This is a genomic window from Pseudoalteromonas sp. C2R02, from assembly GCF_018860845.1.
Lineage (GTDB): Bacteria > Pseudomonadota > Gammaproteobacteria > Enterobacterales > Alteromonadaceae > Pseudoalteromonas.
On record NZ_JAHKQC010000045.1, the window covers coordinates 241,120 to 254,394 of the forward strand.

A 13,275-nucleotide genomic window follows, 5' to 3' on the forward strand; every position below is an offset into this window, starting at 1 on the left:
TAATTGATGTATCTGTTATATTTCGCTTCCAAAATTCGGTTATAGGGACATAATTTAGTGAAGTTCATTAATATCATTCTTTTCAGTATGTACGTACTTACTTCAAGTTTAGCTTCAGCAAATGATAAAAATACATTTAGCTATTTTGGCGCTGCATTACAGAAAAGTAATTTTGACGAAATTCAGTTTCAATCGAACCCACAAACTGTTTTTGATGATCCTAAAAAATATAAAGAAAGTACATCAGGTATAGGTGTGCGTATTTTTACGGGCTTTAATTTTAATGAATATATCGCTGTTGAAGCTGGCTTATCTCAGTTCGCAAAACCAGACTTTGCTGTTACTGAAAAAATTATCAATGCAGATAAAACAACTAAAACTACAACACATCATAAAGGCAATTTCAGTACGTTAGGAATAGACATTCGTGCAATTGGCTCTTATTCATTGACCGATGATGTTTTTATAAGGGCACAATTAGGTGCTATAGGTTGGGATAACAAATACGCATCATTGAATGTGGCAGAAAATGCAGTGGTGACTGTTACTGAAGCAAAAGATCGCGGTGTTTCGTTAATAACAGGTTTCGGATTTGGTTATGGTATTAGTAAAACAATAGCTGTGACATTAGACTTTGAAAAAACAGAAGTTGCAGAAATCCCCGTTAAAACAATTTCTTTAGGTTTTTCTTTCAAGTTATAACTTTTGAGTATGAAAATAAACACAATGTTTCAATGACTCATAACGTTAATTATTTTATTATCTTACGTATTAGAATAATAAGGTATAAAGAATGTTTAAGTTAATTTCAGTTATTACACTCGCATCTGCAATTTTAATCAGTGGATGCAGTGAACCAAAACAAAATGTACAATCAGCTAAAAGTGGCCAAGTTGATATTAGCTATGAAGAAGGTAAACATTACCGCTTAGTTAACAACATTAATGTAGGTGAACTTAAAGCACCATTTTTAGTTGAATACTTTTGGTTAGGTTGTCCGCATTGTCAAAGCTTTGAAAAACCGCTACAAGACTTTAAATCAGCGAATCCTGAAGTTGGATTTATTAGAAAACACGCCGTATTATCTGAAGGCTGGGTAAATGATGGTCGTATTTTTTATGCGCTTAAAGAAACCAATAATATGGCACATTTTGCAGAGTTATTTGATTTATATAAATCAGGCATAAATGATGCAAATTTTGATGCTTTTTTTACTAAAAACAATATTGATAAAGCTGCGTTTTTAGAAACTGCAGGTAAAAATGAAAACGTTATCAATAACATGAAAGAAAGTTATGAAGAAATGAGCGCGAATAAAATGACCAGTGTGCCATCTATTGTTGTTAATGGTAAATATCTGATCATCGCTTCAGAAGATACTAATAATAATGACAAATACTTTAAACTTGTAAATCACCTCCTTAAAAAGTAAAACCAACAAATACAAAAAGGGGTCGGAGTTAATTAATTTAGGTACATTCATTTTTTCCTAAATTAATTAACTCCGACCCCTTTCTCTATACTTTTATACTTGGGTTGAAAACGATTCAAACGGTTTTTACGAGCATTTAGATTTTTAAAAGATAGGATTGCTAACCTTTGAATTTTCTGGAAGTTTGATTGAGAATAATGTGTTTCAGTCTATAAGGGCATAATAAACTTCAAGTTTTTTGAAACCTAAAGTTATTGTAATATCTGATGAGAAATAAATATTGAAGATAATTTAAATGAGTACTTTGCAAACTCATTATTTTTTAAAGGTCGTCGATGTATCGAAATTTTATAAAAACAATAGCTATAGTCTTCTTTCTTTCAGGTTGCGCTGAAAGGGCAATTGATATCAGTGATAACGATGGTAAAATTGTAGGTGGTTGTATTGCTGGCTTTGATTGGCATTTATACGGGCTACAAGATTCTATTGATTATGTGTTATATGAATGCGCTAAAGATTCAATTGCAAAAGGCTATACAATATCTGATGAAAGATTGCTCTCGATTGATTTTTCACTACCGCCTCCGCCAAAAGGGCAGTTATGGAATAAAAAAATAGCGATGAGTCAATTTCATAGCGGAAAAATTACTCAAAGGAAATTAGGGTATATACTTGCTGCAACAGAACTTCAATATACCAAGATTTTGCGTGCTGCTGAAGAAGATTTAGCTAGCAAAAAAATAAGCCAGTCTGAATTTAATGAAATCAACAAAACCGCTAAATTTAAGTGGCTTGGTGAATAAATACGTTTTAAATAGCAATCTTTTATAATATCGTATTGATTATCGACAGAGTTATTCAGCATTCATTTAGTACTTCCTTGTAAGCTAACTTGTTTAAAACACTGCAAGTCTAATATCTTACTTATTGCACAACGCCAATTAAATGGTTCCTTATATGAGTTTTTTGTTGCGCTAGTAAGGTGATGTTATATTCAACTAAAGTTTCTATCTTATTGTTTTTAATTAATTAAAATCGTACTCTTATTTAAAGAGTTATTATACCTTAACTTGTGTATTGTTATTGTTAGGAGCAACTAATCCCTTGTTGTACAAAAAAGAAAATTTTTTTATTTATGATGATGTGAAGCATGTCAATTTTATAAAAGTACGAGAGTTGTTATCTGCATCTTATTGGGCGTCTGAAAGGTCTATTAATGTTATTCAAAAATCAGTTGAACACTCAGAGTGCTTTTCACTTTACAGCGGAGAGATTCAAATTGGATTTGCTCGGGTTGTCACAGATTATTCAACTTTTGGTTATATCGCTGATGTTATCATCGACTCCAATTACAGAGGGCAAGGACTTGGAAAATGGTTAGTGGAAACGGTGATCAATGATCCTCGATGGAAAGATAAATTCCTTTTACTGGCTACAGATGATGCACATAGCTTATATCAAAAGTATGGCTTTAAACAAAGTCCGAAACTGATGGGAGTAGGCTGAAAATATTACAAAAAAGATAGGAATTTATCAGGCTAATAAGTCACTTATCAATCTTAATGATAAATATTCATAAGTCGTTTATCAATTCAAAAACATAATTTAGTTTTATTCAGGGAGTAGGATGAAAACACAAGTAGAGAAAATAAACGATAGCCGAAGAGGTATAATAAAAAAAGCCACCTCAGTAGCTGGAATTCTAATGACTAGTGGAATCACTAGTAATGTTCAGGCACAAACACCAAATGGTAATTTTAACTCTAGTAAAGTGGAATCAAAATATATACCAAAACCCAAGCAAGTTCCTGTGACAGAAGGTGTATTACCTCTTCCTTTAGGTGCAGGGCTTTATTACTGGGATACAGGTGGTGAAGGCCCTGTTGTTTTACTTTCACACCCAGGAGAGGTAGTGCGTTAACTTGGCCCTATCAACAACCTGTTTTTGCAAAAGCAGGGTTTAGAACAATAGCCTATTCTAGACGCGGATTTTTTGGATCTCCGCCAGGTTCAAAAAATGATACAGGTAATTTTGCTGATGATTTGAATGCCTTAATTGAGTATTTAGGTGTAGAAAAATTCCATATTTTAGGTTTGGCTGGAGGAGGTTTTGCAGTATCAGATTATGTTGCTTCATATCCCGAAAAACTGCTTAGCATGACCATAGTTTGTAGTCTTTTTGGATTATGGGATAAAAATATAGATGAACGATTAGATTTTATTTTACCAAAAAGTTTTGCTGATTTGCCTCCGGAGTTTAAAGAATTAGGGCCCTCGTATCGCTGGGCACACCCTGAGGGAGTAAATGAATGGATTAAAATGGAGAAAAAATCTAAAGGTGACGGTATTAGGTATCGTCAAAAAGCGAAAAGTAATATTACATGGGAAAAAATTCGTGCAGCTAACCTACCTAGTTTTTTTATTGCTGGTGGGGCGGAATTATATCAACCGCCTTCAATGATGCGAGCAGCAGCTCTTGAAATACCTAACAGTCAAACGCTCATAATTCATGAAGCAGGCCATGCAGTTCAGTGGGAGCAGCCTGAGTTATTTAATCAAGCTGTTCTCGAGTTCTTAAATAAACATAGCTAAATTCACTTGAGAGAATTGAAGTTAATTGATATATGATAATAGGTTATATTATCTGAAACTCATGCTGAATACATGGTAGCGTGCAATAATCCATTATTATCTTTAAATTATTAAGGGTTAAATCTCTGATCTAAAGCATTGTCAGGATTAACCCATTTCAAACTTCTCCCAGTTTTATTATCAAATGGCTTTAACAAAATGATACTTCAGTTGCGTTATAATATTGATTACTCAAAATTAAAAATTGTTAAGCATCTAAAATATCTTGGTTTTTCTTCTTTTGTAACATATCGTACCCTCCTTAATTAAAAGCAAAAACTGAGATCATAATTTTTATAAAACAATGCTCTCAATTCATAAAGGAATAATATGAATCGACTACCAGGCCTTGATTTACTCAGAGCGATAGCAATTGTGTGGGTAATGCTTTTTCATGGTTTGAGGTATGGAACGCCTTATAGAGATTTTTCAGTACTAGGTTGGATGGGAGTCGATCTGTTTTTTGTATTAAGTGGCTTCTTAATTGGTAACCAAGTATTTAAGTCAATTAACAAACGTAAAGAGCTGAATATTGGAGAATTTTATATCAGCCGTGCCTTTCGAATTTTACCCGCATACTTTACTGTGTTGGCTATTTACGTATTAGTACCAATTTCTCAAGAAGGTAGGGGATTACAGCCACTTTGGCAATTTTTTAGTTTTTCAGTCAATTTGTTTATTGATATTAAAAATAGTAATACATTTTCACATGTTTGGTCTTTGTGTGTTGAAGAACATTTTTATTTAATATTTCCTTTAATAGTTTTATTAATTATGAAACGAAGTGGGACTGGGCTTGTTATATTTTTGTCCTTACTTATTGTGATAATTGGCATGTATTTAAGAGCTGATATTTTGTTAAATCAAATAGATACAATTCCAATATACCGAGATTATGTCGAAAAAATATATTTCCCAAGTTATACCAGGTTAGATGGGTTGTTAGCGGGCGTATTATTAGCAACCTTAAAAGTATTTAGACCACATTTTTGGCAAGTTTTATTAACGAATTCAAATAAAGTGTTATTTTTGGGGGGGTTGAGTTTAGCTTTATCAATTTGGATTTTTAAAGATAGATTTGGTTTGATGGCAACTGTGATAGGGTTTCCAATTTTGTCGATTAGTTTGGCATTAATCGTTGCCAGTGCATCGAGTACAAGCTCAATTTTAGCAAAGACAAAAGTACCAGGGGCTTATGTAATTGCTACACTTGCCTTTAGTTACTACCTGACTCATAAATCTGTATTTCATTTAGTTAAAACCTATGGTGGAGAGCTCATTCAGGGGAATGGCTATGTTAGCTTTTTTGTTTATGGCTTTTCTGCAACATTAGTTGCTACTGTATTGTATCTTTCGGTAGAACGTCCATTTCTTAAGTTACGAAGTGAATTTTTGAATCGAAAAAACACAAGACATTATGCTAATGCTGAAGTAAGCCATAGTAATAATTAATCTTTATGATATTTATTAAAAAGGTTCAAATGAAAGTATGAATTACGATGAATTACGATGAATTACGATGAATTTTGTGGTGGGTTACCCGCAACGACTTATGTTGTGCAATGGGGTAACTCACATGTATGGAAGGTCGGGGGAAAAGTTTTTGCAATAGGTGGATGGGGTAAAGACAAGCAGCCCGCTTTTACTTTTAAAACTTCAGAGCAAAACTTTTATTTTTTAAGTGAATGTGAAGGTTATATTCCTGCGCCATATTTTGCTAATCGCGGCATGAAATGGATACAAAAAGTTGATTGTGATAATCAAACAGATGAAGACTTACGTTATTACATTACACAATCTCATCATTTAGTTTCTTTAGGACTAACTAAAAGAAAACAAAAAGAATTAGGGTTAAACCAAGCAACTAGTTAATGTAATAATTAGTGCATAATAAAAAGTAATATAAGCATGAAGGCAATATTGAACTTGATAAAAAAACTCAAAAATTCTGATGAGATCACTGCCACTCGTATCTATGATGTTTTTCAAAGCGCATATAAAATTGAGGCACAATTGATTGGTACAGATAATTTTCCGCCTTTATCACGTGATGTAAACCACGTTAGGAGCTCAAAAACAGATTTTTATGGTTATTTTTATGACGATTGTCTTGCTGCGGTTATTGAAATAGAAATGAATGATAAAAATTTAGAGATTAATAGTTTAACTGTAGATCCTTGTTTTTTTAGAAAAGGCATAGCAGATAAGCTAATCGCTTATGTTTTAACTTCGATAGCTCATGATAAAGCCATTGTTGAGACGGCCGTTGTTAATGAACCTGCAATAAAGTTATATCAAAAGCATGGATTTGTTGAATTTAAAAGATGGACACCTTCTCATGGTATAGAAAAGCTTGCCTTAAGTGTTTAATTCAGTGTTAAAGCGTATTTTATTATAGCTCCAATACCAGTCTTAAATGATAATAATATAAAGGTGCATTTTGAATTCAAAAATTTGGTTTTTACTTGTTTTAGTGTCGCCATACCTGTTGGCCGAACAAGGAGAAGTAGTTAAAAACTATGCACTTGAATTAACTAAAACTGATAATAAAGATACTCATTTTATTAATAAAAAATCACCCAATGCAACTTGTATTGATTGCCATAAATCACAAACTCATGATTGGCAAAAATCAGATCATGCCAAAGCGATGGCAATCGCAGATAAAACAAATGTATTAGGTGACTTTAAACATGTTACTGCAACGCACTATGGCCAAAAAGCACTGTTTTATATAGAGAATGATAAATACAAAGCTAAACTCTCTTACGATTATAAAACTGAAACCTATGATATTAAATATACCTTTGGTCACTTTCCATTACAGCAATACCTTGTAGAAACTAAACAGGGCTCTTTGCAAGTATTACCTTTTGCTTGGGATACACGCAGCAAAGAAGATAAAGGCCAACGTTGGTATCACAATTATAGCAATGAAGAAATTCGCCCTGAAGATAGATTGCATTGGCAGCAACCCCTACAAAACTGGAATGGCATGTGTGCCGATTGTCATTCTGATGGTTTAGTTCGAAATTATGATGACAAAACTAATACATTTGATACAAAATGGGATGATATTAATGTGGGCTGTTTATCTTGTCATGGTGATATGACTGAACACTCAAATAATATATCAACACTAAGCAAACCAAGTATCAAAAAACAAAACACAGGTTTATGGTTAAGAAAATCAGGCCAAAAAACCGCACATTGGCAAGGCGCTAAACGTGATAATGCTTTTATGGACAATTGTTTTGCATGTCACTCTTTGCGTTCACCATTAACTGATGGTTTTAAAGCAAACACACCGTATTTAGATCAATTTACACCGCAAATGCTCAACGCACCTATGTATCATGTTGATGGGCAGATACAAGAAGAAGTTTATGTTTATGGCTCTTTTTTACAGAGTAAAATGTTTGAAAATGGGGTTAATTGTTTAGATTGCCACGATCAGCATACTATGAAATTGAAAATTGAAGGCAATGGCTTGTGCTTACAATGTCATGGTGCTGAGGTTTATAATGTGCCAACACATCATCAACATGAGCAAGAAAGTACAGGTGCACAATGTATTAACTGTCATATGCCAACAAATCGCTATATGGGTGTAGATGATCGTCGTGATCATAGTTTTAAAATATCCAGACCTGATCTGTCACTAGAGTTTGATACACCTAATGCGTGCGTACAATGTCATGAAGATAAAGATAACTTATGGGCCGCTAAAACACTCAAAAAATGGCATGTTAAACCTAAAGCCTTATCATCAACACGTCATAACTATTATTTACTCAATTCTGGTCAGCCAATTAGTTTGGAAAAACACAAAGCAATTATAAATGATAAGGATATAGACGTTATAACAAGAGCCACGGCAATACGCTTATTAAATATGACAACGCAAACGCTATCTGGAAAGTTCTTAAAACGTTATTTAATGCATAAAGAAGATTTATTGCGGCTGTCAGCCGCAACTTTAGGCGGATTATTAAATGAAAGGGAGCGCATTAGTTTAATCTCTCCTTTGCTAAAAGATAAATACAAAGCGGTACGGATTGAAGCGGCAAGAAGCCTAATTAATACCAATATGTCTGCAAATAATATGGCAATATTTAGAGCTGTATTTGAAGAGTTATTATCAGTTAATAAAATCAATAGTTGGCGTGGTGAGGGCAGAGCAAATCAAGCCGTATTAGAAATGAGCCTTGGTAATTGGACTAGTGCTGAAGAATCATTTAAAGCAGCCATAGAGGTTGACCCTTATTTTGAATCTGGCTATTTGAATTTATCAGAGCTATATCGGAATTTACAAAGACCAGAACAAGAGCAGAAAACCTTAAATAATGCGCTATTTAAACTGCCCAAGTCAGCGCAAGTGCAATATGCTTTTGGACTGTATTTAATTAGACAGCAGCAACATCATAAAGCAACAAAACATTTTGCTAAAGCCATGTCTTATGCGCCAGAACAAGAACAGTACTTATATACCTATGTATTATCGCTTGATGGTGAAAATAAAACTAAATTTGCGTTGCAAAAGCTTAAAATGAAACTTAAGAAGTTTAAAGACAGCCAGCAATTAAAAGAACTTGGATTATATTTATCTCAAAAAATGGGAGATGAAAAGTCATTTAATTGGTTTCAAAAATGGTAAATAAAATAGTGACTTTAAATAATTTTGTTTAAAGCCACTTAATTAGGTTAGTATTAAAGTTGTTAACCTAGCCGCTTTTTAGAAATATAAGGAAGTATATGAAAAGCATATTAAGCGTAATTGTTTCTCTTTTTCTGTACTCTAATAGTTTAATAGCGCAAGATTTTTACTTTGTAACTAAGAGTATTGAGATCCCATTTTTTAAAAAAATGAAACAAGGATGTATCAATAAAGCCAAAGAACTAAACGTTAATTGCCATTTTATTGAAATGTCTGCCGGAAATCCTTTTCTTCAAAAAAACGCTATAAAAGCACTACAAACACAAAAAGTTGATGGCTTGGCTTTATCTGTGATCCATTCAAAATTCCATATTGATTCTCTAAAATACTTTAAAGAAAACAACATTCCGGTTGTTACCGTTGATGCAGATTTTGCTAAAGGAATTCACGGACAAGTAGATGATTTAAGAGCGGCTTATATTGGTAGTGATAACTTTAAATTAGGTTATGATCTGGGCAAGCACCTCCTTTCAATCGTAAAATTTAAACATGAATATTGCATTGTAAGTGGCTATAAAGCCTCAGATAACTTAAACGAAAGGATCAAAGGATTTAAAAAAGCAATTAGTCAGTCTAAGTTACTTGAAGAGCATCACAGGTGCCCTTTATATAGTTTAGAAGATACTGATTCTTCAATTAGACAAGGGGTATCTTTCATCGAAGACTTTGATAATCATGGCATGGGAAAGACACTTGTTTATATGGGAGGTTGGGCGCAAATTGATATTGATAAATATACAAAAGCATTTGAAAAATATAAACAAAATATAAAAAACAAAACAATTAATATCTTATCTATCGATGCATCTAAAGAACAAATATTCCTTTTAAAACAAGGCCTATCTTCTGGAAATTTAGGTCAAAGCCCATTTGAAATGGGTGAAAAAGCGCTGGACACTTTGTTTAATTTAAAGCAAGGCAAAAAACTTAGCTCTAATGTTATTCACACTAACTCTGTTTTATACCCTTATAAACTTTAATCATTGCTGTATTTAGCAAAGTTTTTTTACGGGATCTTATTTATACCTCCTTTGCTCTATAAACTTCTGTCTTGCCAGTGATCTAGCTCAACTTCATAAAAATCACGATATTGTTTTTATATAGTATGACAATATAGATGAGATTGATCTTCAATCATCTACACTACCAATATTATGACAAAAGTAAACTCAATACTATGTAGACATCGTGCTTCAGATAAAATCTATGTTCCTAAAAATGCTAGAGACAATCACTATATCATTGCGGAAATGCAGTTAACATCTGATGAGCCTACTTTTGAACCGGGTGCTTGGTTTAATTTAAAACATGATGCTGTGCAAGATATTTCATATCAAGGGATTTTAGAGTGATATCATCAAGGTAATGAATTATTAGGTGGTTACGAAATTAAAATAGTGTTGTTACATGCTCCCGATGAATATTTAGCAGCAGCCAAAAACCAAGATGATTTTAAACAACGCCAACAAGATATTTTAGATACAAACAAAGCATTGCTTGAATTACGTGATGCAGGCATTGTTGAGTCTGTTGGTGTAGGCTTTAAAGATGTGAGGTTCATAGATTTTATTAGCGATCATATTCAGTTAGATTGGGCGATGTTTGAGTGTTCTATTACACCTTTTACTCATGAACCATCGACACTTAATTTGTTAAAAAATTAAATTAGCAAGGTGTAAAGGTTATTAATTCAGCTGTATTTAATGCTGGATTTTTAATTGGTAGTGATAATTTAGATGACAAAACAATTCCTAGAGACACTAATCCTGATTAATTTATTTGGCGTGATAAATTTCATGAGTTATGCACTGAATTTAATCTAAAGCCGGCTGAAGCATGTGTACAGTTTTAATTTCTATTTGAAGGCATTAACAGCAATCAGTGATAGTTTTACGATTGCAGCATCATTTGGCAATGTCGATAGTGTGTATCAACCAGGAAATGTGCATTTAACACCTAAAATATTAAAACACTCTCAAGAATTTGTATCTAAAAAATACACGCTGCCAAATAACAGTTTAAATTTTGTATTTCAGGGAGGTTCTGGCTCTACGCTGACGAAATTAGTGAGGCTATCAGCTATGGCGTTGTAAAAATGAATATAGATACAGACACACAATGGGCCTATTGACAGGGTGTAAATCAATATAAGGCGTCAGATTTAGACTGTTTAGATCGCCAAATAGGAAACCCAGAAAGTGCCGCTAAACCAAACAAAAAATATAATGATCCAAGGTAGTGGATACACGCAGCTGAAACTTCAATGACAGATAGAATTTTGCAAGCTTATCGTGAGTTACACTGTATTTAACCGTTAAGTAAACCTATAAGGTGTGATTTAGACCTACTGATTTATTTATTAGGTCGAATACTTTTCAACCCCCCTTATTTATACCAAAAATTCAAATTGTTTCATTCATGGGAAAAAACAAATTTACGTTTACCCATGAATGGGATACTTATCTTTAAATATCTATAAATAATGATTTTATATAATAAAATCAATAAGCTATATTTTGGCATGCTGACTGCTATAGAAGATTATAATCAACTCCTAAATAAAAAATGAGATGGAGTTTAATTCATTTTAATTAATAGGTGAAAGCATGACAAAGCAAACCACAGCCAGAGCAGCAGGTTTTATATATTTACTTGTCGTATTAACGGGTATTTTTAATTTAATGTACGTACCAAAAAAATTGATAGTTTTTAGCGATGCAGCAGCAACAATTAGTAATTTAACAGGTAACGAACTCTTGTTTCGTTCAGGTATTGCTGCAGGTGTGCTGTGTTATGTCTTTTTTTTAATATTACCTTTTATTTTGTTTGACCTATTTAAAGAGGTTAACAAAAAGGTTGCTGTATTTATGGTGGTACTCGCAGCTTCTAGCGTGCCAATCTCTCTTTTTAATATGGTGACTAAGTTAGACATACTTAGCTTAATAAGCGGCGCAGAATATTTAAATACTTTTAGCGCAGAACAAATTGAAGCAAAAGTGATGTTGCTTTTACACTCATATAATAATGGCATTAGAGTTGTACAAATTTTTTGGGGATTGTGGTTATTCCCATTTGGTTATTTGGCATATAAATCGGGCTATATCCCTAAAATTTTATGCATATCACTTATGCTCGGGTGTTTTGGTTATCTGATATATTTCTTTGCTCGCATTGTTTTTCCAGAGGCAAGCATACCTAGCTTTGTTGGTTGGCCAGCGTCATTTGGTGAAATAGGCACCTGTCTATGGCTATTAATAATGGGTGTTAAAGATAAATAGATAAAAGCCAAGTATTAAGGTATCCAACCTAAATAATCAAAGCCAGCTAATTATTACTGGTTTTTTTAATTCTGATGATAAATTATAAATCAGATAATGGGCTGCGCACTCCGTTTGCATCCGCTTGAATAACATGGATATAAATTTGAGTAGTGCGAATATCTGTATGCCCAAGTTGCTCTTGCACAGTGCGGATATCTGCACCTCTTTGTAATAAATGCGTTGCAAATGAATGTCGTAAAGTATGGCAAGTGACATTTTTATCAATATTAGCTTTACGCACAGCGGGTTGTAATGCTTTTCGAATACAGCTGTCATGTAAATGGTGACGACACAATTCACCTGTTTCTGGGTGATCACATAAATTAGATGAAGGAAATATAAACATCCAACCGGGATCTTTAAATGCGTTCGGATATTTTCGTGATAAAGCATATGGAAACGAAGGTCCGCAGCCTATTTCATTATCTTCTCGCTGGGTTTTTATTGCTTTATCAATTAGTAACTGTAAAGGTTTTACAGATGTTTCAGCGAGTATAGTTTGGCTATCTTTATTTGCTTTACCGTCTCTGACGACTATTGAAAGGTTATTAAAGTCAATATCTTGAATTCTTAACCTGAGACATTCATTGACACGTAAGCCGCTGCCAAAAAGTAACGCTACAACAGTTTTTGCATAGCCTCTCATATAAGATAAAATTGCCGAGACTTCTTTATCGTCAAGTACGACAGGCAAATGCCTTTGTTTTGTAGCTAAAGTAAATCCTAAATCACCTAAATTTATTTTAAGACATTTAGCATATAAAAATATAAGTGAATTTAGTGCTGATTTCTGTGTGTTTTTAGCTACATTTTGAGAGCTAGCTAACCATGATAAATAACTTTTGACTTCTTCTTTTCCCATATCTAATGGGTGGCGCTTATTATTAAATAAAATAAATTGTTTGATCCAATATAAATAACTTTTCTCGGTTCGAATACTATAACCACGCAGCCTGATTTCATCTCGAACCGATTCTAAAAAAGGACTTTTTGACATTATGAAAACGCTTTAACTGTATTTATATACAGTGTCGTTTGTATTTTTGATAAATCAAGCACGCTTTACATTTTTATGTCGCACGCTTTGTCTTGCTGCAAAAAAATAAAAGCTGTATAGTCAATCACATACGAAAATATGTACCGATATAATAGGCACATATAAATTACAAAGCGTG

Annotated in this window: 15 protein-coding genes and 1 pseudogene; 15 read left to right on the forward strand and 1 reads right to left on the reverse strand. The window is 33.2% G+C overall.

What is annotated here, in order from left to right:
* The first annotated feature begins 57 nt into the window (after nucleotides 1-57).
* The 15 genes and pseudogenes from KO527_RS23040 (at nucleotide 58) to KO527_RS23100 (ending at nucleotide 12,058) form a co-directional block, all read left to right on the forward strand.
* The gene (locus KO527_RS23040; protein ID WP_216042588.1) at nucleotides 58-702 is read left to right on the forward strand and encodes an outer membrane beta-barrel protein; all 645 of its coding nucleotides are present in this window, start codon (nucleotides 58-60) and stop codon (nucleotides 700-702) included.
* A gap of 91 nt (nucleotides 703-793) precedes the next feature.
* Entirely contained in the window at nucleotides 794-1,432 is a 639-nt protein-coding gene (locus KO527_RS23045; RefSeq protein ID WP_216042589.1) for a thioredoxin domain-containing protein, read from the forward strand.
* Nucleotides 1,433-1,767: 335 nt separating this feature from the next.
* Nucleotides 1,768-2,235, forward strand: a complete 468-nt coding sequence (locus KO527_RS23050) for a hypothetical protein (RefSeq protein WP_216042590.1) — start codon at nucleotides 1,768-1,770, stop codon at nucleotides 2,233-2,235.
* A 340-nt stretch (nucleotides 2,236-2,575) separates the two neighbouring features.
* The gene (locus KO527_RS23055) at nucleotides 2,576-2,938 is read left to right on the forward strand and encodes a GNAT family N-acetyltransferase (RefSeq protein WP_354668652.1); all 363 of its coding nucleotides are present in this window, start codon (nucleotides 2,576-2,578) and stop codon (nucleotides 2,936-2,938) included.
* 121 nt (nucleotides 2,939-3,059) lie between these two features.
* Nucleotides 3,060-3,353, forward strand: a complete 294-nt coding sequence (locus KO527_RS26155; protein WP_252734002.1) for a hypothetical protein — start codon at nucleotides 3,060-3,062, stop codon at nucleotides 3,351-3,353.
* Between the two features lie 47 nt (nucleotides 3,354-3,400).
* Entirely contained in the window at nucleotides 3,401-4,024 is a 624-nt protein-coding gene (locus tag KO527_RS26160; protein ID WP_354668655.1) for an alpha/beta hydrolase, read from the forward strand.
* Nucleotides 4,025-4,393: 369 nt separating this feature from the next.
* Nucleotides 4,394-5,515, forward strand: coding sequence for an acyltransferase (locus KO527_RS23065; RefSeq protein WP_216042592.1), 1,122 nt, complete (start codon nucleotides 4,394-4,396; stop codon nucleotides 5,513-5,515).
* Nucleotides 5,516-5,572: 57 nt separating this feature from the next.
* Nucleotides 5,573-5,935, forward strand: a complete 363-nt coding sequence (locus KO527_RS23070) for an MmcQ/YjbR family DNA-binding protein (protein ID WP_216042593.1) — start codon at nucleotides 5,573-5,575, stop codon at nucleotides 5,933-5,935.
* Nucleotides 5,936-5,989: 54 nt separating this feature from the next.
* The gene (locus KO527_RS23075) at nucleotides 5,990-6,433 is read left to right on the forward strand and encodes an N-acetyltransferase (protein WP_216042594.1); all 444 of its coding nucleotides are present in this window, start codon (nucleotides 5,990-5,992) and stop codon (nucleotides 6,431-6,433) included.
* Between the two features lie 70 nt (nucleotides 6,434-6,503).
* Nucleotides 6,504-8,720: a cytochrome c3 family protein gene (locus KO527_RS23080; RefSeq protein ID WP_252734003.1), complete on the forward strand. Its 2,217-nt coding sequence runs from the start codon at nucleotides 6,504-6,506 to the stop codon at nucleotides 8,718-8,720.
* A gap of 98 nt (nucleotides 8,721-8,818) precedes the next feature.
* Nucleotides 8,819-9,760: a substrate-binding domain-containing protein gene (locus KO527_RS23085; RefSeq protein WP_216042595.1), complete on the forward strand. Its 942-nt coding sequence runs from the start codon at nucleotides 8,819-8,821 to the stop codon at nucleotides 9,758-9,760.
* A gap of 174 nt (nucleotides 9,761-9,934) precedes the next feature.
* Nucleotides 9,935-10,132, forward strand: a complete 198-nt coding sequence (locus tag KO527_RS26165; protein ID WP_252734005.1) for a hypothetical protein — start codon at nucleotides 9,935-9,937, stop codon at nucleotides 10,130-10,132.
* Between the two features lie 45 nt (nucleotides 10,133-10,177).
* The gene (locus tag KO527_RS26170) at nucleotides 10,178-10,444 is read left to right on the forward strand and encodes an aldo/keto reductase (protein WP_354668653.1); all 267 of its coding nucleotides are present in this window, start codon (nucleotides 10,178-10,180) and stop codon (nucleotides 10,442-10,444) included.
* Between the two features lie 279 nt (nucleotides 10,445-10,723).
* A pseudogene (locus tag KO527_RS26495) lies at nucleotides 10,724-10,911 on the forward strand (class II fructose-bisphosphate aldolase).
* Between the two features lie 475 nt (nucleotides 10,912-11,386).
* On the forward strand, nucleotides 11,387-12,058 hold the full coding sequence (locus tag KO527_RS23100) for a DUF4386 domain-containing protein (RefSeq protein ID WP_216042596.1): 672 nt from the start codon (nucleotides 11,387-11,389) through the stop codon (nucleotides 12,056-12,058).
* A gap of 82 nt (nucleotides 12,059-12,140) precedes the next feature.
* Here the strand turns inward: KO527_RS23100 and KO527_RS23105 are convergent, their stop codons facing one another.
* A complete protein-coding gene (locus tag KO527_RS23105; RefSeq protein WP_216042605.1) occupies nucleotides 12,141-13,100 on the reverse strand; it encodes an integron integrase in 960 nt (319 codons plus the stop codon).
* Between the last annotated feature and the right edge of the window lie 175 nt (nucleotides 13,101-13,275).

Bases quoted from the DNA above. Each gene is read 5' to 3' on its own strand.
- KO527_RS23085 (WP_216042595.1), top strand. From the start codon at position 8,819: ATGAAAAGCATATTAAGCGTAATTGTTTCTCTTTTTCTGTACTCTAAT.
- KO527_RS23050 (WP_216042590.1), top strand. From the start codon at position 1,768: ATGTATCGAAATTTTATAAAAACAATAGCTATAGTCTTCTTTCTTTCA.
- KO527_RS26165 (WP_252734005.1), top strand. From the start codon at position 9,935: ATGACAAAAGTAAACTCAATACTATGTAGACATCGTGCTTCAGATAAA.
- KO527_RS26155 (WP_252734002.1), top strand. From the start codon at position 3,060: ATGAAAACACAAGTAGAGAAAATAAACGATAGCCGAAGAGGTATAATA.
- KO527_RS23045 (WP_216042589.1), top strand. From the start codon at position 794: ATGTTTAAGTTAATTTCAGTTATTACACTCGCATCTGCAATTTTAATC.
- KO527_RS23065 (WP_216042592.1), top strand. From the start codon at position 4,394: ATGAATCGACTACCAGGCCTTGATTTACTCAGAGCGATAGCAATTGTG.
- KO527_RS23100 (WP_216042596.1), top strand. From the start codon at position 11,387: ATGACAAAGCAAACCACAGCCAGAGCAGCAGGTTTTATATATTTACTT.
- KO527_RS23070 (WP_216042593.1), top strand. From the start codon at position 5,573: ATGAATTACGATGAATTTTGTGGTGGGTTACCCGCAACGACTTATGTT.